Here is a 20,647-nt window from a genome sequence, read left to right on the forward strand (position 1 = left end):
GTGGCTCCGGTACTGGCGCGCGCCGGTGCGCTGCAGGCGGCAGAGCGGTTCGAGGAGTCCAAGCCCTTGCTGGCCGGCCACCTCGCCGAGGCTCCGGACGACGAATGGGCCTGGCAGCTGCTCGCCGTCGCCCATGAGAAGCTCGGCGAGTACGAGCCGGCGGAGCGGGCCGCCACCGAGATGCTGCGGATATCGCCGGGGCACGTCGGCGCGCTCATTCTGCTGTCCCGGGTGCTGCTCCGCCTGGGCAGGCAGTCCGAGGCGCGGGCGGCGGCCGAGGACGCCGTCCGCAGGGCGCCCGACAAGTGGTCCTCGCATTTCGCGCTGTCCGGCGTACTCGTGGCCCATCCGTCAGCCCCGCCCGCCGATCACGAGCGGGCGTACGAGGCGGCCCGCGAGGCCGTGCGCCTCGCCCCGCAGGAGCCGGACACCCACCAGGCCCTGTGTTTCGCGGCCGTACGCACGCAGCGTCAGGACGTCGCGAAGCGGGCCCTGGTCGAATGGCTGCGCCTCGACCCCTCCAATACGACGGCACAGGCCATGTACACCGATGCGACGGCCAACGCCCCGGACGTCACCGCTGCCCGGGCCGCGGAGGTGTACTCCGCGGGGCTGGCGGGCGCTCCCCATTCCTCGATGCTGCGCAGCGGCCTCGATCACGCCACGTACCGCCTGCTGCGGGGTACCCGCTGGCTCGCGCTCGTCTGTCTGGTCGCTGCGGGAGCGATGATCGACCTCTTCGCCACGGCCAAGGACCCGACCCTGCGGGAGCTGCCCGTACCGCTCGGCAACCGTCTCTGGGTGCTGACGGTCATGGTTGCGATCTGGGGCTTCGGAGCGCTGTTCCGCTACTACCGGATGCGTACCGGGGTACAGCTCAACATCCGTTCCCTCGTACGCCGGGGCCGCTGGGCCCGGATCGTGCTGGGACAGGCGGCGTGGACCACGCTCTGCGCACTGCTGATCTCCCAGATCCCGTGGACCGGTCGCAGTGTGCCCGAGTTCCTCTTCTGGGCCGGCCTGGTGGTGCCGCTGTCGACCATGGCGTACGACCGCAGGAAGGCCCGGTGACCGGTGCTCGCGTGAAAAGGTGTCACCGCCCGCGGGCAGTCCTGGTCGCCCGCCCGTGGTCACCGCCTGTCGGAGGTGCTCCTACGGTGGAGGGATGAGCAGCGACTCGGGGCGCCCCGAGACCCTTCCGTACCTGGTGCAGGCCACCGTCCGGATTTTCGGCGCCACCTGCCTGAAATGCGGTGTCACCCGCCCTCTCGAGGTCGCGCACATCCGTAACTGGCCCGCCTGCCCCCGCTCTTCAGGCGGCCGAGGTCGCGGGGCTGGTGCTGTCGGCGGTTCTGGTCGGAGACCGTCGACGAGATGCGCCGGCGCGTCGCCTACGGCTGCTTCCACGAACTCGGCAACGTCCTGCCCCCGTGCGGGAACTGCCACACCCTCTTCGATGGCGAGCAGCACCCCGGACGTGACGCAGGGGGAGGTCCTGCTGCGGGCCGTCGACTTCATCGGCGCAGCTCTCCGGCACCAGCATGGCCACGGGCTTCGTCAGCGGCACCGCCGCCGCATGCCTGGCCTCCCCGTGCCGAAGAGGAACGTACGGGCCCAGCTCGAAGGCGACGTTCGACCGCATTGCCGGCACCGGCACCTTCTTCCGACATGGGCGGATCAACGCCAGCCGCTACTGGCAGGCCGATTCCGACTGCAAGTGCCAAAGGACCCGCGGGCTCGGGAGAGCGGTCTTCAAGAACCCTGAGGGTGCGCAAGCAACCGGTCACCCGCTCCGCCGTGGTCGGCAGCCTCCGCCCCAAGCAGACCATCACGATCGACTGCGAGCCAAAGGACAGAGCGTCAAGGGCAACAACGTTTGGTACAAAAGCCGGCCAGAACCCACGAGGCTGGATCGCAGCACGCTACGTGAAGAACCCCAACGTCATCCCGTACCGCTCCGCCACATGACCCTCAGACTTCGATGGTGATCTTTCAGGACTGAACACAGGCACTCAGGGTCTTCGACTCGTGTGCGACCTGGATTGCCTGTCTGCACGATCGGTCGATCAGAAGGTCGGTACCGGGCCCTCCGGGAGGGGCGCCGTGGGTTACGCAGGCTCCTCCGCCCGTACGTACGCGCCTGCGCGTGCCGCGGTCGCGGCGGCGTCGGCGTTCCGGCCGCGCACGGCGCTGCGGGAGCGGGTCGCTGCCGCTCGCGCGGACGGCTCGGCGGCGGTACTGACGCAGGTGCTGCCCGGCGGCGGCGGGTGGGCAAGTTTCAACTCGCGGCCTCATACGCCGATGCCGCTGTGCGGGACGGTGCGGATCTGGTGCTGTGGCCGGCGGCGGGTGAGATGCAGCAGGTCGTCACCCTCTACGCCCGGGCCGCGAGGCTGGTCTCGGCGCCCGGGGCGAGCGGCGACAGTCCCGAGGAGGATGCGCGGGGCGTTCGCGGCCCGCTTGACCGGCGGCGGCCGCCGCCGCATCAGTGTCGACGTCTACCACCCCGCCGAAGCCGCCGCCTGTCTCCGCTCCCGGCTGGCCGGCGCTGGCGCCGACCATTTCCTCGATGCTGCCGAAGGTGACCTGGCTGCCGCGTTCGGACATCTCCCGCTCGCCCTCTCGCACGCCGTCGCCTGGGCGGACCGCGTGACCTACCCGGGCCGGCCCGCCGTTGCAGGCCGGATCACTCCCCACACTTGGCCATCGGCTTTGCGGCCGCCACCGCTTCTGCGAGACGGATGCTGAAATCGTTGCCGTTGGAGTTGTTTCCGCTGAATTCGGGAAGGTCCTGAGGGCCTGCCGAGGGGGTGAGAGGTGCGTCGCTTGGGCGCCGCCATTTCAGGCTCTGCGCATCACGGAACCAGATCGTCTCCACCCGGATCCGGGCATCCGCCGCGAACTCGTCCGCCTTGCGTCCCACGACGTTCGCCGGGAGGGAGATCATCGAGCACGGTGGAAGCGTTTCGATCAGGACGATGAAGCTCTGGCCGTCCGTCTCTCCGGGCGACGTGGCGGTGCCCTTGACGTAGACGGCAGTCACCGGATCGAGAGATCGGTTCGCCAGCACGCCGCTGATTCCGCCGTTCGTCTGCCGCTCCGACCATGCGGACACCATCGACGCCTGCCGCCGCTCCTTGACCCCTGCGTCCTCTCGGGACTGGGCCAGCTGGTCGATGGCGACCTGGGTGGCGTAGTAGGTGCTCACACCGGTGAAGGCCAGGCCGCCGGCCGCCACAAGCACCGACAGGACGGTCGCGTACAGGGCCCAGTCGAACCGCTGCCGCCACGGCCGGACCGTCTCCGGCCCTGCCACCTGTGTCTGCTCCGCCCCGGCCTCCGGGAGCCTTCCCACCCGTACTCGAACCGGCCGGGGACGACGGCGCACCCTCACCGAGCCTGCCGATCCCCGCTGCGCGCCATCCGGCTTCCCCCGCGCTCGATTCGTGGTCCTGCCTCTCACCGCGGTCGCCTTGCACAGGACGGCCGCGGTGAGAGCTGCTCAGTTCGCGTCTGCTGCGCGGTGTGCCGGAAGGGAGGGTCCAGCTCCGTCCTCTCGCGAGGCCGCACGGAGTAGCTGGCCAGACCATCACTCGACTCGTCGAAGATTGTCTTGAGGCAGTGCAGATGGGACCGGAAATCGATCGACTCACACGGCAGTTGATCCGGTGTCTGCACGAGGAAGCAGGGGGAATGGTGTCCGAGCGCGTCAGGCTCGCGGCTTCGTGCGTCGGGGTCGGTCACGACGACGAACACCTCCCCGAACTTCCGGCGCTCGAGCTGCGAGGAGAAGTGCTCGCCAAGCTCGCTCAGAAGAACGCCGAGCTCCTTGTCTCCCAGATCGGCACACACCACAGGGGCTGCCCACGACCTGCCGAAATGGCTGCTGCGAGCGAGGAAGGAAGCCTCCGGCCCGGGCCAGCCTTCCCTGTCGCTGATCTTCCATCCCGCGAGAGAGAGCGCCCGCTTTGCCTCAAGTGTCAAGTATTTGTCCATCAAAGCGCCACGCTAGCGCAGGAGTTGGCCCCGGGTGCGGGTTTGAGCTCAGCTGTCAAACGGCATGTGCGAAGCGGTCCTCAGCCAGGCCGCGGCCGCCCCGATGGGCCAGCCCTGAAAGGCCGGGTGCCGTGAATTGGCCGGGAGGCCAGGGAGAAGCGGTAGCCCTTGTCGGCGTGCAGTTTCGCTGGCCGTCGGCGCCGGGGCTCGCTGCGTGAGCGGATGGGCGGGATACCGCGCATGAGCGGCTCCAGAGCCTTACTGTCGTGCAGTTTGGCGCCCGAGATTCCCAGGGACAGCGGTAATCCGTTCCGATCCGTGACGAGGTGGATCTTCGATTCCAGCTTGCGCGGTCGGTCGGATTCGGTCCCGTCAGTGGCCTCCTTTTGCGGCCTGGAGGCTGACGGAGTCAATCGCGCACCGTGACCAGTCGAGCTCGCCTCGCCCTCCGAGCTCGTCCCAGGAGCACGGTGCAGCGTTGCCCAGCCCCGAGCCCGGCTCCACTGGGCGAACCTCCGGTAGACCGTCTGCCATCGGACCGCAGCCCAGCGGCAGCTGCCGCCATGTGCAGCCCGAGGCGGCTACGAAGATGATCGCGGCCAGGGCCTCGCGGTCATCTCCCGACGCCGGCCTCCACCCTGCGGACGTATCACCTCCGTCGCCGGCACTACTCGCCGGAATAACACCCACAACTCGTCCCGTACCCAGCCGCTCAACGAGATCCGTCATGCACGGTTCAACGAACGATCACGCCAAATGAGGGGTCTGTCAAACGAGCGGTGTAACTGGGGCGGTTGATGGTTACTGACGGGCCGCTGAGAGCCGGCCGTCGAAGGTGATGTCGAAGGCGTTCAACGCGGTCTTCCAGCGCATGGTCCAGCGGGCCTGGCCCTTGCCGGTGGGATCGAGCGACATGATGGCCATGTAGACACACTTCAGGGCGGCCTGCTCGTTCGGGAAGTGGCCGCGGGCCTTGACCGCCCGCCGGATGCGCGCGTTGACCGACTCGATCGCGTTGGTGGTGCAGACGATCCGGCGGATCTCGGTGTCGAACCTCAGGAACGGAGTGAACTCCTCCGACGCGTTCTCCCACAGTTTCACGATCGCCGGATACTTCCTGCCCCAGGCGTCGGCGAACTCGGCGAACCGTTCGAGGGCGGCCTCCTCGGTCGGGGCCGTATGGACGGGCTTGAGGAGTTTGGCGATCTTGTCCCAGTCCTGGCGGGCGGCATAGCGGAAGGAGTTTCTCAGCAGGTGCACCACGCAGGTCTGCACGATCGTCTTCGGCCAGACCGTCTCCACTGCCTCGGGCAGGCCCTTGAGCCCGTCGCAGACCAGCATCAGCACGTCTTGGACGCCGCGGTTCTTGATTTCGGTGAGGATGTGCAGCCAGTGCTTGGCACCTTCGCCGCCGTCGCCCGCCCACAGCCCAAGAATCTCTCGCCGGCCTTCGACCGTGACGGCCAGCGCCACGTAGATGGGCCGGTTGGCGACCGCGCCGTCGCGGATCTTGGTTCTGTCGACGATCTTGTGATGCGGACGGTCGAGCGGGTCGTGTCGACTGTTCGCGATCATGCATCGCGTGCTCTTGTGATGTGCTTTTGGAGCTGTTTCCGCACCTGTCCGCGTTGCTGATCGAGGAGGTCGAGCGGCGGCCGGACAAGGTGGTTCTGAGGACGCGGGCGCGAGCGACGACCGTGGCCTGCCGGTGCGGCAAAGGCTCGGCACGGGTGCACGGCCGGTATGTACGCCGGCTGCGTGATGTCGCCGTGGGCGGGCTCGGAGTCGTGATCGAGTTATGCATTCGCCGCTTCCGCTGTGAGAATCCCGCCTGCTCGGCGGTGACGTTCGCCGAGCAGATCGAGGGACTGACCACCCCGCACAGCCGCCATACCCCGCTGCTGCGTGGGGTGTTGACGCAGATCGGCCTGGCCCTGGCCGGCCGGGCAGGAGCCCGCCTGGCGGCAGCGGTCGGCATCTGCGTGGGCAGGGACATGCTGCTGCGGCTGGTCAGGGCCTTGCCCGAGCCCGATGTCGGCCACGTGGAAGTGCTGGGCGTGGACGACTTCGCCTTCCGCAAGGGACGCCATTACGGCACGGTCCTGATCGACATGGCCACCCACCGTCCGCTTCATCTCTTCGACGGCCGCGAGGGCGAGGACCTGGCCGCCTGGCTGCGCGACCACCCTGAGGTGAAGGTCATCTGCCGGGACCGCTCGAGTGGTTACGGCGAGGGTGCACGGATCGGGGCGCCCCAGGCCGAGCAGGTCGCCGACCGCTATCACCTGTGGGCCAACCTCGGCCAGGCCGTCGAGAAGGCAGTCAACGCCCATCGCTCCCGCCTGACCGAGCCGCCTCCCGGCGACGCCGGCACCCTCGGAGCACCGGAGGCGGAGCCAGAGGTGGTCCAGCCACCGCGGGAGCCAAAGATCGTGACCCGGCTGCGTGAGCAGCATGCCGTCGCCCATGAGCTGTGGGCGCAAGGGATGTCGAAGGCGGCGATCGGCCGGAAACTCGGGCTGCACCAGGCCACCGTCCGCAAGCTGGTCGACGCCCGTTCCGCCGACGATGTCGTCGCCAAGAGCCTCCAGCGAGCGCACATCGTCGACCCGTACATCGGCTACCTGCACCGACGCTGGAACGAAGGTGCCAGAAACGCCGCACAGCTCCACCGCGAGATCCAGGAACTCGGCTATCCCGGAGGAGAGTTGGCCGTCCAACGTCACCTGCGGCGCTACCGAACCGGGCGCGGACACGCACCCGTCCCGGGGCCCAAGCCTCCCTCGGTCCGCGAGGTCACCTCGTGGATCATGACCCACCCCGAACACCTCAGCGACGAGAACGCCGACAAGCTGCACCGCCTACGCGAACGCGATACGGACCTGGACCGGCTCACCCTGCACGTCAGGAGGTTCGCCGCCATGATGACCGGACGCCACGGCGACCGCCTCGAGGACTGGATCACAGGAGCCGAACAGGACACTCTGGCCCCGCTGGCGTCCTTCGCCCGCAACCTCCGCCGTGATCTCGACGCCGTCCGCAACGGCCTGTCCCTGCCCTACAGTTCTGGCGCCGTCGAGGGCAACATCAACCGGCTGAAGATGCTCAAACGCCAGATGTTCGGCCGGGCGGGCCTCGATCTCCTTCGCAAACGCGTCCTGCTCGCACGATGAGCCGGACCCTCCAGATCACAAGATCGTCGACAGAACCCGGATCTTCACGTGAATGGCGTCGATGAAGACCACGGGATATACGACGTCGAGAGGCCGGTTCTGCCATTCGGCCATGCCCTCGAGGACTGTGTCGGTAATCGTGGAGATGGTCTGCCGGGACACCTCGGCGCCATAGACCTCCGCGAGATGGGCCTGGACCTCACCGGTGGTCAGGCCCTTCGCGGCAAGCGAGATGACCATCTCGTCGACACCGGTCAGGCGCTTCTGCCGCTTCTTGACGATCTTCGGTTCGAAGGAGCCGTCCCGGTCGCGGGGCACGGCTGTCTCCACCGGCCCGACCTCGGTCAGGACCGTCTTGGAGCGTTTGCCGTTGCGGGAGTTGCCGCCGTCCTTCCCCGCGGGATCGTGCTTGTCATAGCCGAGATGGTCGGCGATCTCGCCCTCCAGGGCGGACTCCAGCAGCCGCTTGGTCAGCTGCCAACGGGCCGCGCTACCGCGAACTGCGCGAGTGGGGCCTCCAGACCCGGCCCGCCTCGACCGCGATGAGGTCAACCGGGTCTCGCCGATCCCGCGTCCATCGGCAACCCGAATCCGCCCCCTGGCAGCGCCCCGAGCCGCGCCAGTCGGGGCTGGCCGCCGGGCAGACGCGGATGCCCCGGGCGGCGATCTCGCCTGCGACGTCGTCGACGAGCCGGAACCCGTCCCGGTCGATCCAGGTGCAGTGTTCGATCGTGCTCACCCCGGCCGCCACTGCCGCGATGATGCCTTCGGTGCCGTGCGCGTGCGCTGCCACCGGCAGTCCGGCCGCGGGCCGCCTCCTCCACGACGACCCGCAGCTCCGCGCCGTGAACTGGGGTGCCCAGATCGGCGGGCCTGCCTTGGTGATCCCGCCGCCGGTGGCCATCACCTTGACGAGGTCGACGCCCCGCTCCACGTTGCGGCGGACCAGCTCCCGGATGGCGTCCTCGCCGGAGACCTCCCCGCCCAGGAACCAGAAGTGTCCGCCCGGTCCCGTCAGCGGGGTGCCGGCCGCCAGGACGCGGGGACCGCGCAGCCGGCCGGCCGCGACGGCGTCGCGGAACGCGGTCACCAGTCCGTTCCGGTCGCCCAGGTCCCGCACGGTGGTGACGCCCGCGTCCAGCAGGCCGAGCGCCCGTTCCGCGATGCCTTTGGCCACGGACGCGTCGTCCGCCTCGCACAGCGCGGTGACCGGGTCGGGTCCCGCGTCCAGGGCGAGGTGGACGTGCGCGTCGACGAGCCCCGGCAGCAGCGTGCCGTCCGGGTGGTCGTGGCGGGCGGCGCCCGCGGGGGCGCGGGACTCCACCTCGCGGCGCGGCCCGGCGTCCGTGATGACGCCGCCGCGGACCAGTACCGCGCCGTCCGCCAGCAGGCGGCCGTGCGGCCCGGTCACCACGCGCCCGGCCGTGATCAGGGTGTCCATCGGTACTCCTCGTTCAGGAATGCGCGGCCAGGACTTCGGAGAGCCGGGTCAACTGGCGTACGTCGTCTTCCAGTCCGCCGATGCCCCCTTCGGGCAGGGCGACCGGGACCGCCTGCGACGGCGTGTCTTTGCCTGAGGCGTACGCCCGCCGCCCGGTCCGCAGATGGCGCGCCGACCCTGTGGGTGGGCGCGGCGCTCCAGGCCGGGGGGCGCTGCGGTGCCGCGACGCGTGAGGCTCATCGGGCGCCGTCAGGCGACGAGCGTCGTGCGATCGGTCGTCAGGGCCGTTGCCCGGCCGGGTCCGTCTCCCGGCGGAAGGGGAGGTCGGCCGGGGGCGGTCCGAGGGTGGTGGTGCCCGGTGCCGCGCGACGGGCGAGGCCGGTGCGGTAGACGGCGAGCGCCTCCTCGGTGCGGCCTGTCCGGTGCAGCAGATCACCCAGCAGACGGCTGACGTCCGCGAGGTCCCCTGCCGCGCCGGAGCGTTCCAGCAGGGACAGCGCCGTGCGGTAGTGGCTCTCGGCCCGGGCGACTGCCGCGGTGTCCCGCGCCTGAGTGGACTCCCCGTCCCCGGTGGCCGCTTTGGCCGCCTCGTGCGTCGCCGTTTGGCGGTCCCGCGCGGACCCCGTGCCGGCCTTGCGTGCCGACTCCTCCGCGATCCGGCCGAGAAGGCGGTGGGCGGCGGCGGAGTGCACGGTCCCGCGTTCCGGGGTGAGCTGGTCGAGAAGGCTCAGCAGCAGGGCGGCGGCCTCGTCGCCCTTGCCGATCCGGTGCAGCACGTCGGCGAGTTCCACCTCGACCTGAGCGGTGTAGAGCGTCGCCCGGCGTTGGACGAGGATGCCACGGGCTGTGCGCAATTCGCGTTCGGCTGCGTCCAGTTGGCCGTTCTGGGCATGGAGGTAGCCGCGCATCCAGTGGCAGTGCGCCAGTTCCGTGCGTGTCTGCAGCTGCTGGTAGAGCTGGGCGGCCTTGGCCAGGGAGGAGTCCGCCTCGGCGATACGGCCCTCGGACAGCAGGGTGCGCGCGACCGAGCGGTGCATCCGGGCCAGCAGGCCCGCGTCCTGCACCTGCGGGGCCAGGGCCAGGGCGAGTTCGGCGGCGTGGGCGGCGCGGGAGTGGGCGCCCATGTCCAGGTACGGCGCCGTGACCGCGGCGTAGAGGAGCATCAGGGCGTCCGGGTCGTGCAGCCCGGCCGCATTGAGCTCGTCGATCGCCGATTCCAGCAGGTAGCAGGCGTACCGGATCTCGCCCGAGAGGAGGTGCGCCACGGCCCGGCCCCGGACGACCGGGGCGCGCCGGGGCAAGGGCGCCCCGCTTGCGAGGAGCAGGGCGTCGGCCGCGTCGTAGTGCGCCAGAGCCTCGTCGAGGGCCCCGGTGTCGAGCGCGCACTGGCCGAGGCCCAGCAGGGCGGATACGCGTTCGTCCACGAGATCGTTCCGCTCGGCCTCCACGAGCACGTCGCGGAAGACGCAGGCGGCTTCCTCGGCCGTGCGGGTGGCGAGCGTGTGGGCGGCCTCGGTCAGTTGGAGGCGCATAGCCGTGGAGAGGTGGGCGGGACGCCCGGTGAGCAGTTCGTCGGTGGTGACGCCGAGGCGCTCGGCGAGGTGGCGCAGCGCCGCCTCGGAGGGGTGGGCGCGGCCGGCCTCCAGGGTCGAGACGTATGCGGCGGTGTAGGCGGGTTCCGCGAGCCTGCGCTGGGTGAGGCCGCGCTCGGCGCGCAGCCGTTGGATGCGCTCGCCGATCGCACGGGCCTGGGGGGTAGGGGCGGACGTCTCCCGCGCGGGGCCGCTCTTGTCCTTCGCCACTGTGGCTGCCTTCCGGTCGCCGCGTCCTCGGCGGTGAGGTCCCGTCCGCCTGGGATGTCCGTTCCTGAGCCGCAAGTCTGCCCGCCCGTGGGCCTCTTGTGGAGACCAGCCGGAAGACCCTATGTTGTGCCGCAAGTTAAGCATATTTACATCCCTGTTTAACTCCTGCTCGTCACGTACCTGCCCGCCGCCGTATCCCCTCCCCGTTCGGAGAACGACACATGCGCATGTCCGCTCGAGCCGGCAAGGTCATCGTCGCCGGCGCCCTCGTCACCGCGGCTGCCGTCTCCCCGGCCGCGGCCGGCACGGAGTCGGCAGCCGGCGTCGCGGCCCCCGCCCCGTCCGGTGCTCCGTCCGTGCGGTCGAGTACTTCCCGGAGTCGGGAGCCGAGGGCGCGTACACGCAGGTGTCCCCCAACGCCCCTCAGCGCATAGCCAAGGCCCGGCGCGGCCTGACGGCCGCGGAGACCACCGCGGACGGCACGGTCCGCGCACTGGCCCGGACCGGCCACGTGGACGACCGCCTCGACGTGGTGATCGTCGGCGACGGCTACACCGCGGACCGGCAGGGCGACTTCCGAGAGGACGCGGCGGCACGGTGGGCGGACGTCATGGCCATCGAGCCGTACAGGAGCTACCAGGGCCTGTTCAACGTGTGGACCGTCGACGCGGTCTCCAACGAGTCCGGGATCTCCGGCGAGAACGGACCCTCCGACGTGCGGGACACCGCGTTGGCGTCCTACTTCTGGTGCGCCTCCACCGAGCGCCTGATCTGCACCGACCTCGACAAGGCCGAGAGCTACGCGGCCAAGGCGCCCGACGCCGACCTTGTGATCGTCGTCGCCAACTCCGCCAAGTACGGCGGCGCCGGCTACTTCGACCTCTCCAACTCCCTCGGCTACACGGGCCTTTCCACCCTCTCCTCCGACAACGCCCAGTCGAGCCTCATCGCGGCACACGAGATCGCGCACTCGGTCGGCCTGCTGGCTGACGAGTACACGTATCCCGGATACGCCAGCTGGCCGGACGCCGAACCCGCGGAGGCCAACGCCACCGTCCACGACGAGACGCAGCTGCGCGAGAAGCGGGCCAAGTGGTACCGGTGGCTGGGCGAGGCCGACCCGTCGGGCGGCACGGTCGGGACGTACGAGGGCTCCTACTACCACCCGCTCGGGATCTACCGCCCCACCGAGAACTCGATCATGCGCGCGCTGAACACGAGCCACTTCAACCTTCCGGGACGCGAAGCCATGATCGCCGGCTTCTACCGCGAGGCGAACCTGCTGACCGAGCTGACGCCGACCGCCGAGCCGGTGCGCCGCGGCACTGCACTGCGGGTGTCGCTCGCCGCTCTGACCGGGGACGGCCTGTCAGCGGTACGGCTACGGTGGTACGTGGACGGCGTGGAGGTCCGCAAGGCCGCCGGCAGGACCCACGTCGTGGCGGCCCAGCTCGGCGTCCGCCCCGACGGCCGGGCCCACACCGTGACGGCGAAGGCCACCGACGCCACGGCGGCCGTCCGCGACCCGCGGACGGCCGAGGCGACGTCCACGAGCGTCAGCTGGACCGTCCGCGGGTGAGGCGCCTCACCGCGACGCGAGCCGCCGCCGGCATGCCCATGGGCCGCACCGGCGGCGGCGCGGTGCATCACCCACCCGTCCTGGGTGCCTGCCGTGCTGAGCGCGCCGCGTTTGACGCTTTCAGTGACCGGAGTGTGAGCGACCACCCGCGCGTAGAACTTGTCCACTGCGTCGTCGATGCTGCGGATGAAACCTGACTCGGCGCTGCCGCGTGTCACGCCCATGCGGCGTTCGTGCCGGCCGCTTCCTGCTGACGTTTGTGACTTCGAGCGATGGGTGGCCAGGGGCGTTCGGATCCGCCCTTGTCAGCCCTCCGTGACGATTCACAGCTGGCCATTGTGTCGACCGATAGTTGGTCATCGGGGATCTGAACTGCATGACCGAGTCTGATTCGGGAGACCGCGCTGCTGTGCGGCGCGGGGGCGAAGGGATGCCGTCCTCGCTCCGGCTCAGGTCACTGGATTCCGGTGGCTCTGATCACCATGCGCTGATGACCGGCGCGTCGGGCTCGTGCTGCCGCCAGGCCGCGTTGAGGCGCGCGAGCCGGTCCGCGGCGGCGATGCCGCGCAGGGACGCCACCTTGCCGTCGCATATTTCGAACGCCACGGCGCCCACGATCCGGTCCTTGATCACGGCGAGGACGGCCGGGGAGCCGTTGACCAGCGCGATATGGATCGCGGGGGAGCCGCCGGCCAGCCGCCGCTTCGCCGGCGTGGGCTTGAAGCCGGCCCGTACGTAGGAGGCGACGCGCTCGCGCGTGTTGTACCGCAGCAGCCGCCTGGCCAGTCCGGCGCCGTCCGAGACCGCGGTCGCGTCGGCGGTGAGCAGCGCCACCAGCCGTTCGGTGCGTCCCGACGTGGCGGCGGCGAGGAACTCCTCTACGATCCGGCGCGCGGACGCGGGGTCCACCTCGTCGCCGCCGCGGCGCTTGGCGGCGACCCGGCGTCGGGCCCGGTGGACATGCTGCTGGCTCGCGGACTCGGTGATGTCGAGGATCCCGGCGATCTCGGTGTGAGGGTACGAGAAGGCCTCGCGCAGGACGTAAGCGGCCCGCTCGACCGGCGAGAGGCGCTCCATGAGGGTCAGTACAGCCAAGGACACCGATTCGCGCTGCTCGAAGGTATCGGCAGGGCCGAGCATCGGGTCGCCCTCGAGGAGTGGCTCGGGCAGCCAGTCTCCGACAGCGCGCTCATGGCGCGCCTGCGCCGAGCGGAGCCGGTCGAGGCAGAGATTGGTGACGACCTTGGTCAGCCACGCCTCCGGCACCTCGATACGTTCCCGGTCCGCGGCCTGCCAGCGCAGGAACGCGTCCTGCACGGCGTCCTCGGCGTCGGCCGCCGAGCCGAGCAGCCGGTACGCGAGCGAGGCCAGCCGGCCACGGCTGGCCTCGAATCGATCGATGGAGACGCTGTCCATGCGGAACAGGCTATGCGGCGACCCGTACACCTGACCGGTCCGGTGCGGTGGCGAGGCGGCGCTTGCGCTTCGGCATGCCGAAGGTCGGGTGGGCGATGCCCCACCCGGCCCCCTTGAGCACGCCCGACTTGAGCCGCGCGGCGGCCTTGCCGCCCAGGTACCAGGACTTCGAACGGGCGTCCCCGTCCACCATCTGGAAGATCGCGTCCCGCCGCCCGAGGCTGATGTGGTTGCCGTGGTACTTCAGCCCGGTGGTCGGGACCTCGCTGCCCGTCAGGCGCGCGATGATCGCGGCGGTCGCCTGCATGGTGGTGAAGCCGGCCGAGGCGCAGGACATCGGCAGCGGCCGGCCGTTCTCGCCGATCGCGTAGCCGCAGTCACCGGCGGCGTAGACGTCCGGGTGCGAGACCGAGCGCATGGTGCGGTCGACGACGATCTGGCCGGTCCCGGCGACCTCCAGGCCGCCGGCGGCCGCGATGGGGTGCACGGCGAACCCGGCCGACCACACGGTCACGTCGGCCGGGATGGACCTACCGTCGGCGGCGATCGCCCGTGTCGGCTCGACGGCTTCGATGTCGGTGTGCTCGTGGACGGTGATGCCGAGCCGGTCGAAGGCCTGGCGCAGGTGGCGGCGGGCCTTCGGGGAGAGCCAGGCGCCCGGCTCGCCGCGGGCGGCGAGCGCGACCGAGAGGTCGGGCCGGGATTCGGCGAACTCGGTGGCGGTCTCGATGCCGGTCAGCCCCTCACCGACGACCAGCACGGTGCCGCCCCCGCCCAGGCCGGCCAGGCGCTCGCGCAGACGCAGCGCCGAGGACCGGCCGGTCACATCGAAGGCGAACTCGGCCACGCCGGGGACGCCATGGTGGGCGACGGAGCTGCCGAGCGCGTAGAGAAGCGTGTCGTACGCGAGCTCGCCGTCGCCGTCCTCGCCGGTCACAGCGACGGTCCTGCGCTCGGGGTCGACGCCGGTGACGCGCGCCAGGCGCAGCCGCACCCCGGTACCGGCGAACACGTCGGCGAGCTTGCGGACCGCGAGGTCCTGGCCGATCGCGAGCTGGTGGAGCCGCATCCGCTCGACGAAGTCGGGCACGGCGTTGACGACGGTGATCTCGATGTCGGCGGGGGAGAGCCGGCGGGCCAGGTTTCCGGCGGCGAAGGCCCCGGCGTATCCGGCGCCGAGTACGACGATGCGGTGCTTCATGGCGTTGCTCCTGTCTCGTTCGCGTGCCCCTTGAACGAGACGGCGCCCCGATTGCTGACAGAAGCCTGGTGTGAGGCAGGTCACCGAACCGAGACGGGCGGCTGAGCCTCCGACAGGCGCTTGGGCCCGCCTTGGGCAGTCGAAACGGGGCGCTGGCCAACCATGGATCGAGACGGCCGACCATCGATCGGCAGCACCATTCCAGGTGTGAGGAAATGAGCCGCCGCAATTGAGGTTGAATCCAGGGCACGCTCGCGCCATAGCCGCATCGCGGTGCCGATCGTGCCGCGCTCGTCCTCGCGGAAGTCGGTTCGGCAAATAGCCGCTCACTCATCGTCGACCCCCAGGCGCCGTGACATCGGCTGATGTGGAGTTGGGAGGACTGAGGTGAGAGGCGGCCCGAGGAGGCCGCCGGGACAAGGAGCCATGAGATGACGCAGTGTCTGATCTCGTTCAGTCGCGGGGTGATCGGGGACGGTGGCGCGCTTTACTCTGGCTCCGCCTGGTCCATGTCGGATCGGGCCAGCCCGGTGACGAGGTGCTCGAGCGCGAGGGTGGCGGTGGTGCCGGTGGCGGCGACTTCGGGCACGATGTCGCAGGCGGAGCGGCGCAGTTCGAGCCATCCAAGGAAAGCAGCGTACGCGGCGACTGCCTGACGCCGGGCCGCGGCGGTGTCCAGGCCCAGTTCGGTGTAGAGATCGGTGAGGTAGGCGATCCGCCGCTCGGTGACCCGGCGCAGGACCGGGGCGACGGCGGGGTGATCGGCGTGGGCGACGATCGCGGGCTCCAGGTCCTTGATGTCTTCCTGCCCCAGCGCGATGGTGAACAGGGCCGTCAGCCGCTGCCGGGGATCGGTGATATCGCCCAACTCTGCGATCAGCGCTGTGGTGTCGTCCCGCTCCCACACCTCCAGCGCGGCCGTCAGCAGCGCATCGCGATCCTTGAAGTGCCAGTAAAAGCTGCCCCGTGTTGCCTCCAGTTCGCCCGCGAGTGCGTTGACCGACACTGCGGCGACTCCGCCGCGTGCCATCGCGCGCAGCGCCGCGGTCGACCAGTCCTGGGGGGTGAGGTGCCTTCTAGCCATGTCCGTACAATACTGTATGGTCACGCCATACAGGGGTGTACGGAAATAGCTGGGGGAGCAGCATGACACTGACGAAACTCGCTGGTGGGACGGCCGCATTCGGCCTCGGCGCGGTCGGGGCACTGCACGGGATCTGGACCTTCTCTCCCTGGCCACTGGCCAACCGTGCCGAGTTCGCCCGTACGGTCGTTGGGGTCGCTGAAGCCGACCTGCCCACACCGGAGTTGACGGCGGCAGTCGCGGCGGCGCTCGGGGCGGCGTCCTATGTGGTCGCGGCGCGGGCGGACTTGGTCGCGCAGGTGGGGCCACGTCGTGTGGTGCGCCAGGGCGTATGGGGCGTCGCAGGCGTGCTGCTTCTGCGAGGGGCGGTTGGTCTGGTTTCCTCCGCTCTGACCGGCCGGCCGACCGATTTCACCCGCTGGGACCTGGCGCTGTACTCCCCGCTGTGTCTGGCGCTTGGGGGGCTGACGGCATGCGTCGCTGCCGCCACTCGTGTCCCTCGCTGCCCAGATCGGCGCCATGTCATCAAAAGACTCAAGGACCCGACGAATCGAGGAAGCTGACGATGACCCGGTTGATTCCCTGACTGGTGATCGGACTGACCGCAGTGCACTTCGTGGTCGCGCTGATCGCCTCCAGCGCCTTCGGTGACGTGGCCCGCGACGGATTCTGGAACAATGCAGGCCGCCGCGACGGCGGCCTGCACCCGTGAAACCGGCAGACTCCCGGCACAGCTGGGCTGGTATCTGCTCGCCATCGGCGTGCCGTTGCAGATTCTCTATCCCGTCTCCGGCGCACCCGGACTGATTGTGCTCGGGTTGCTGGCCCTGATCGCGGCCCGGCGGGACAGTGCGAGGAAGAGCCGGTGCTCGTGATCACCTGGAATTGCTCATGGAATCGAGGCCCGTTCTGCTGCCTGTCGGGCGTTTCCGGTTCTTTTTCAGACCAGACGGACTTCAGGCGCCGCGCTGCACTCCCTGGCCCGCACGCTCGTGGCCGGGGAGGACCCGTGGTTCGTCGCGCGGCGGCTGGTGGTGCACGCCGGTGAGGACGTCGTGCTGGCCGACTCCACAGCGCTGCAGGCCGCCGTCGCGGCGGCGCAGACGGTCCAGCTGATCGGAATGCCCGGGGCCCGCCTCGCCCAGGCGCAGGCCACCGTGCATCTGGCCATGGTGCCGAAGTCGAACACGGTGATCGTCGGGAGCGACGAGGCCATGGCCGACGTCCGAGCGGGCGCCGTCGGTGAGATTCCCGCTCACCTGCGGTATGGCCGCTACACAGGCGCCAGAGAGCTGGGCAACGCGATCGGCTGCCGGAGCACGCCACGCACGCGCAAGTCCTGGCCCCGCAGGGGCTGCGTACCTCCCTGCACAACCGCGCCGCCACGATCGCCACCCGCTATGGAGCGTCATCCTGAGAGGCTGCGGTGATACCCAGATCAGCAGCCGCCGCCGCATTCGTGTGCTGGCCACCTGCGGCGCGATGGAGAGCGACGGTATCCTTCCTGAACTCTTGCGGATACGGAGACTTGCGTCCTACCTGGACATCCCTCCCTGGACCATCAAGATCCATTGTCAGGGTGTCCACTCCAAAGGGTCAGCCTCACGCCGGCACCTGGTCCCACATCGTCCGCAGCGCGCGACAGCCTCCGAGGAGTGATGGCTTGATCAACAGCACCGGTCCTGTCCTGCCTTGCCAAGGTACGCGGCCAGTCTGTAGGGATGACAGGAGCCCGCCCGCCGCCACGGTGAGCGGTCTCCGCCCGACACGCTGAGGACCAAGGTCCCCGGACGCCGTTGGAAGGCTCAGGACACCATGACCGTTTCCGCACCTGCCTATCGACGCTGCCCGAGAAGGGGTTCGAACGGGGAGAACATGCCGTACGGGCAAGCCGCATTACACAAACGCTGTGAAGCGATTCTCAGTCATCTGGAGTTGTCGAATCCCTTCTCCCTCGACGATCTGTGCACCCGCATAGCCGAGCGGCGCGGCCGCGCCGTGCAGCTGCATCCACTGCCCGAGGAGGCCGCGCAGTCCGGCGTCTGCGGACTGTGGGTGGGCACGGACAGCGTCGACTACGTCTTCTACGAGGCCCGGACGTCGCGGCTGCACCAGGAGCACATCGTCCTGCACGAGCTCGGGCACATCCTGTTCGGCCACAACTTCCTCGAGGGCGAGGAGAGCGGCGACGGGATTCCGGTGGTCCGCGGGCGCACCGACTACACCACGCGCGAGGAGCAGGAGGCCGAGATGCTGGCCAGCCTGATCCGTACGAAGGCAGGCGAGATGCCTGGCAGGGAGCCTCACGGAACGCTGGAGAAGCTCGGTTCCGCCCTGGGGGTGAGGTCGTCCGATGCAGGCTGACATAGCGGAGTTCGGCGACTGGCTCGCCGTCCCCAGTGTGCTCCTTCTTTGGTTCGCGGTGCTGGTGCGTTCCCGTTCCGCTCTGAACTCCCCGCGGCAGCGCGGCCTGTGGCTGGCCGTGGCCACGGCGGCTGCCGCTATGACGCTCAACCTGCCGTCGGTCATCGCCTTCGCCGAGCGCGACGCCGACCTGGTCCATGCCGTCGGCCTCGTACGGAATCTGATCGGGGTGCTCTCGGCAGGTGCGGTGCTGTACTTCGTCTGCGGCACCACGACCGGCCGGAAGTGGCAGTTGGCCTCAAGCGGCGCGACGGTCGTGCTCCTGGGCTCCATGCTTGTGCTCGATGTGGTCGCACCTCCGCACGGGCGGCACGGCATTCCTCCCGTCGGCGACCCGGTGCCGCCTCTCTCCTACTGGCTCACCCTGATGTTCGCCCACCTGGTCGCGAACACCGTCTGCGTCTTCGTCTGCTGGCGCTACAGCCGACGGGCGGAGAATCCCGGACTGGCCGCCGGTCTGCGGCTGTTCGGTCTCGGCACCGCACTGGCCGGTCTCGTCTGGGTCGGCTACCTCCTGAAGGCGCTGCTCGGGACGGTCTGGCAGCTGCCGTACCTGCCACTGATGATGAACATGCACGGTGTGCTGCGCGCGGCGGCCGTCCTGCTCCCGACGCTCTACCTGCTGCGCCGGACCGTTGCCGACATGTCGGCCGCCTGGCAGTTGTGGCCGCTGTGGCGGGACCTGGTGCAGTCCGTGCCGCAGGTCGCCCTGCACCGGCCGCGTGCCACACGGTGGGTGGAACTGCTGTGGCCGCCGCTGCCCCGTGATCTCCTCGTGTACCGCAAGGTCATCGAAACGCGCGACGCGATCCTGATGCTGGGCGAATACATGGCACCGGACACGCACGACCTGGCACGAAGTCATCTCAGGAGTATCGGCCGGGCCACCACGGAGGCGTCCGCCGGGCCGCCGTCGCAGGCCGCGGTGCTGGCATGCGTCATCAGGGAGGCACGGCGTGCAGCAGCGGCGGGACTGCCCCGGCAGTCCCCTTCGTTCAGCGCACCGGTGATGGGCGGCAGCGACCTCGACGACGAGCGAAGATTTTTGCTCGACGTGGCCCATGCGTACCAGTCGCCTGTCACCGCCGGCTTCCGGCCGTCGCTCTGACGGGGACGACGCGCTCACCCGTTCTCCCGTTCCTTCCACCGAAAGCGATCATGTTGTGACTACCGTTCTGATCACTGGTGCCAGCGCCGGCCTGGGCGCCGCGTTCGCCCGCGGCTTCGCTGCCAAGGGCTGCGATCTCGTCCTGGTCGCCCGCGACAAGGAGCGATTGGAGGCAACCGCGGAGCACGTACGCACGGTCTACGCCGTCGCTGCGGACAGCCTCCCGGCGGACCTGCTCGAACCGGCAGGGCTCCGGACGGTCGCCGACCGGCTTGCCGATGCGGGCCGGCCCGTGGACATGCTCGTCAACAACGCGGGCTTCGGGCTGGCGGCACCCTTCCCGCACAGCACCATCGAGGACGAGGAACGGATGCTCGACCTGCTGGTGCGAGTGCCGTTGCGGCTCACGCACGCGGCGGTTCCGGGCATGCGTGAGCGGCGCCGGGGGGCGATCCTCAACGTCTCCTCAGTGGCCGGGCTACTGCCCGCCGGCACCTACGGAGCCGCCAAGTCGTGGGTGACATCGTTCAGCGAGTCGCTGCGGGTCGATCTCGCCCCGTACGGGGTCCGCGTGCTGGCCGTGGTGCCCGGGTTCACCCGTACCGAATTCCAGGAACGAGCCGGAATGGACGTGAGCGCGCTACGCGACGCAGTGTGGCTCAACCCCGACGACGTGGTCGCCCAAGCGCTCAAGGACCTGGCCCGGCGGCGGCCGGTGAGCATCACCGGCTGGCGGTACAAGGCGTACGCGCAGGCCGTACGACACCTGCCGCGCCATCTGGTCGCCACCCGGCTGGCCCGGGCCCGACGAGCCCCTGCGGACGTCTGAGACGGGCCCGGGACACCCTTCGGTGACCTCGCCGCGGCTGGTCTGCTTGCGGGTGTCGGTGCCGCTGCGGCATCCCCTGCTCACAGCGCCACTCGGCCCGCACGGTGGCAGCCCGGGCCACCACCGCCTTCACCAACGGCAGCTTCGAAACCCCCCATCGCCCCGCCGAACGGCTTTACGTCCTACACCGCAGGTCAGACGATGGGTCTGTGGCAGGTCGAGAGGGGAAATCTCGACCTGGTCGGCGCCGGCTTCTGGCAGCACGCAGTGGGGCTGCCGCTGCCTCGCACGAGGCGACCTCGGCCCCGGAACCTCTCGAAGTCCCGTTCCGCGTACACCTCGTGGACTCCCTCGATGCCCTCATCGCCGTCTCCCGGGTCAGTGAAGACATTCCCGATACCCTCACCCGCGAAGCGCCGCCGGAACCACGACCGCTCTACCTCCGCCATGTGACGGACCAGTCCCAGCAAGGTGAGGTTCGACGGTTCCACGGTGGTCCGCGCCAGTTGGGCTGGCTCCAGCCCCGCGCACTTGGCCAGCAAGGTCTCGCGATGCCAATTCAGCCAGCCTTCCAGCACCTGACGCTCAGGTACG

General features: G+C 69.9%; 17 protein-coding genes and 4 pseudogenes. 10 read left to right on the plus strand and 11 right to left on the minus strand.

Going from position 1 to position 20,647, the window contains the following annotated elements:
• Entirely contained in the window at positions 1-1,071 is a 1,071-nt protein-coding gene (locus J7E88_RS26915) for a tetratricopeptide repeat protein (protein WP_308307621.1), read from the plus strand.
• Positions 1,072-2,686: 1,615 nt separating this feature from the next.
• Here J7E88_RS26915 and J7E88_RS26920 read toward each other — a convergent pair.
• The 4 genes and pseudogenes from J7E88_RS26920 to J7E88_RS26935 all read right to left on the minus strand — a co-directional run.
• Positions 2,687-3,316: a hypothetical protein gene (locus tag J7E88_RS26920; protein ID WP_215185535.1), complete on the minus strand. Its 630-nt coding sequence runs from the start codon at positions 3,314-3,316 to the stop codon at positions 2,687-2,689.
• Positions 3,317-3,459: 143 nt separating this feature from the next.
• Entirely contained in the window at positions 3,460-3,999 is a 540-nt protein-coding gene (locus tag J7E88_RS26925) for a hypothetical protein (RefSeq protein ID WP_215185537.1), read from the minus strand.
• Positions 4,000-4,130: 131 nt separating this feature from the next.
• Positions 4,131-4,718 (minus strand): annotated as a pseudogene (locus tag J7E88_RS36245) (IS5 family transposase); the annotation flags it as partial.
• A 79-nt stretch (positions 4,719-4,797) separates the two neighbouring features.
• A pseudogene (locus J7E88_RS26935) lies at positions 4,798-5,547 on the minus strand (IS256 family transposase); the annotation flags it as partial.
• Between the two features lie 50 nt (positions 5,548-5,597).
• Here J7E88_RS26935 and J7E88_RS26940 point away from each other — a divergent pair.
• Positions 5,598-7,169, plus strand: coding sequence for an ISL3 family transposase (locus J7E88_RS26940; protein WP_215185539.1), 1,572 nt, complete (start codon positions 5,598-5,600; stop codon positions 7,167-7,169).
• 36 nt (positions 7,170-7,205) lie between these two features.
• Here the strand turns inward: J7E88_RS26940 and J7E88_RS26945 are convergent.
• The 3 genes and pseudogenes from J7E88_RS26945 to J7E88_RS26955 form a co-directional block, all read right to left on the minus strand.
• A pseudogene (locus tag J7E88_RS26945) lies at positions 7,206-7,760 on the minus strand (transposase); the annotation flags it as partial.
• The gene (locus J7E88_RS26950; RefSeq protein WP_215185541.1) at positions 7,660-8,610 is read right to left on the minus strand and encodes an amidohydrolase family protein; all 951 of its coding nucleotides are present in this window, start codon (positions 8,608-8,610) and stop codon (positions 7,660-7,662) included. The pseudogene J7E88_RS26945 and the gene J7E88_RS26950, both read right to left, overlap by 101 nt.
• Positions 8,611-8,888: 278 nt before the next feature.
• Positions 8,889-10,349 (minus strand): helix-turn-helix transcriptional regulator, encoded by a 1,461-nt coding sequence (locus J7E88_RS26955; RefSeq protein ID WP_308307629.1) that lies wholly within the window; start codon positions 10,347-10,349, stop codon positions 8,889-8,891.
• Positions 10,350-10,818: 469 nt separating this feature from the next.
• Between J7E88_RS26955 and J7E88_RS26960 the strand changes: the two genes are divergently transcribed.
• Positions 10,819-11,991: a M64 family metallopeptidase gene (locus J7E88_RS26960; protein WP_308307622.1), complete on the plus strand. Its 1,173-nt coding sequence runs from the start codon at positions 10,819-10,821 to the stop codon at positions 11,989-11,991.
• Between the two features lie 477 nt (positions 11,992-12,468).
• On the opposite strand, the gene J7E88_RS26965 is transcribed toward J7E88_RS26960, so the two are convergent.
• The 3 genes from J7E88_RS26965 to J7E88_RS26975 form a co-directional block, all read right to left on the minus strand.
• Positions 12,469-13,407 (minus strand): sigma-70 family RNA polymerase sigma factor, encoded by a 939-nt coding sequence (locus J7E88_RS26965; protein ID WP_215185547.1) that lies wholly within the window; start codon positions 13,405-13,407, stop codon positions 12,469-12,471.
• Positions 13,408-13,417: 10 nt separating this feature from the next.
• Positions 13,418-14,608 (minus strand): NAD(P)/FAD-dependent oxidoreductase, encoded by a 1,191-nt coding sequence (locus J7E88_RS26970; protein ID WP_215185549.1) that lies wholly within the window; start codon positions 14,606-14,608, stop codon positions 13,418-13,420.
• Between the two features lie 487 nt (positions 14,609-15,095).
• Complete coding sequence (locus J7E88_RS26975; protein WP_215185551.1) at positions 15,096-15,692, minus strand: TetR/AcrR family transcriptional regulator; 597 nt, start codon at positions 15,690-15,692, stop codon at positions 15,096-15,098.
• A 62-nt stretch (positions 15,693-15,754) separates the two neighbouring features.
• On the opposite strand from J7E88_RS26975, the gene J7E88_RS26980 reads away from it, so the two are divergent.
• The 7 genes from J7E88_RS26980 (at position 15,755) to J7E88_RS27005 (ending at position 20,053) form a co-directional block, all read left to right on the plus strand.
• A complete protein-coding gene (locus J7E88_RS26980) occupies positions 15,755-16,255 on the plus strand; it encodes a DUF3995 domain-containing protein (RefSeq protein WP_215185553.1) in 501 nt (166 codons plus the stop codon).
• A 26-nt stretch (positions 16,256-16,281) separates the two neighbouring features.
• A complete protein-coding gene (locus J7E88_RS36835) occupies positions 16,282-16,404 on the plus strand; it encodes a hypothetical protein (RefSeq protein WP_285427600.1) in 123 nt (40 codons plus the stop codon).
• A complete protein-coding gene (locus J7E88_RS26985; protein WP_215185555.1) occupies positions 16,370-16,567 on the plus strand; it encodes a DUF6463 family protein in 198 nt (65 codons plus the stop codon). The genes J7E88_RS36835 and J7E88_RS26985 overlap by 35 nt, the downstream gene beginning before the upstream one ends.
• A gap of 117 nt (positions 16,568-16,684) precedes the next feature.
• Positions 16,685-17,122, plus strand: coding sequence for a hypothetical protein (locus J7E88_RS26990; RefSeq protein WP_308307623.1), 438 nt, complete (start codon positions 16,685-16,687; stop codon positions 17,120-17,122).
• Positions 17,123-17,627: 505 nt separating this feature from the next.
• Positions 17,628-18,056, plus strand: a complete 429-nt coding sequence (locus J7E88_RS26995) for a hypothetical protein (protein ID WP_251023265.1) — start codon at positions 17,628-17,630, stop codon at positions 18,054-18,056.
• The gene (locus J7E88_RS27000; RefSeq protein WP_215185557.1) at positions 18,046-19,224 is read left to right on the plus strand and encodes an MAB_1171c family putative transporter; all 1,179 of its coding nucleotides are present in this window, start codon (positions 18,046-18,048) and stop codon (positions 19,222-19,224) included. The genes J7E88_RS26995 and J7E88_RS27000 overlap by 11 nt, the downstream gene beginning before the upstream one ends.
• A gap of 55 nt (positions 19,225-19,279) precedes the next feature.
• Positions 19,280-20,053 (plus strand): SDR family oxidoreductase, encoded by a 774-nt coding sequence (locus J7E88_RS27005; protein ID WP_215185559.1) that lies wholly within the window; start codon positions 19,280-19,282, stop codon positions 20,051-20,053.
• Positions 20,054-20,450: 397 nt separating this feature from the next.
• Here J7E88_RS27005 and J7E88_RS36250 read toward each other — a convergent pair.
• Positions 20,451-20,631 (minus strand): annotated as a pseudogene (locus J7E88_RS36250) (DUF664 domain-containing protein); the annotation flags it as partial.
• Positions 20,632-20,647: the final 16 nt, after the last annotated feature.

It is taken from the genome of Streptomyces sp. ISL-10 (assembly GCF_018614575.1).
Classification (GTDB): domain Bacteria; phylum Actinomycetota; class Actinomycetes; order Streptomycetales; family Streptomycetaceae; genus Streptomyces.

Coding starts and splice junctions, on each gene's coding strand:
- J7E88_RS26970 (WP_215185549.1), bottom strand. CDS start 14,608: ATGAAGCACCGCATCGTCGTACTCGGCGCCGGATACGCCGGGGCCTTC.
- J7E88_RS26950 (WP_215185541.1), bottom strand. CDS start 8,610: ATGGACACCCTGATCACGGCCGGGCGCGTGGTGACCGGGCCGCACGGC.
- J7E88_RS26985 (WP_215185555.1), top strand. CDS start 16,370: ATGCAGGCCGCCGCGACGGCGGCCTGCACCCGTGAAACCGGCAGACTC.
- J7E88_RS26980 (WP_215185553.1), top strand. CDS start 15,755: ATGACACTGACGAAACTCGCTGGTGGGACGGCCGCATTCGGCCTCGGC.
- J7E88_RS26965 (WP_215185547.1), bottom strand. CDS start 13,407: ATGGACAGCGTCTCCATCGATCGATTCGAGGCCAGCCGTGGCCGGCTG.
- J7E88_RS26975 (WP_215185551.1), bottom strand. CDS start 15,692: ATGGCTAGAAGGCACCTCACCCCCCAGGACTGGTCGACCGCGGCGCTG.
- J7E88_RS27000 (WP_215185557.1), top strand. CDS start 18,046: ATGCAGGCTGACATAGCGGAGTTCGGCGACTGGCTCGCCGTCCCCAGT.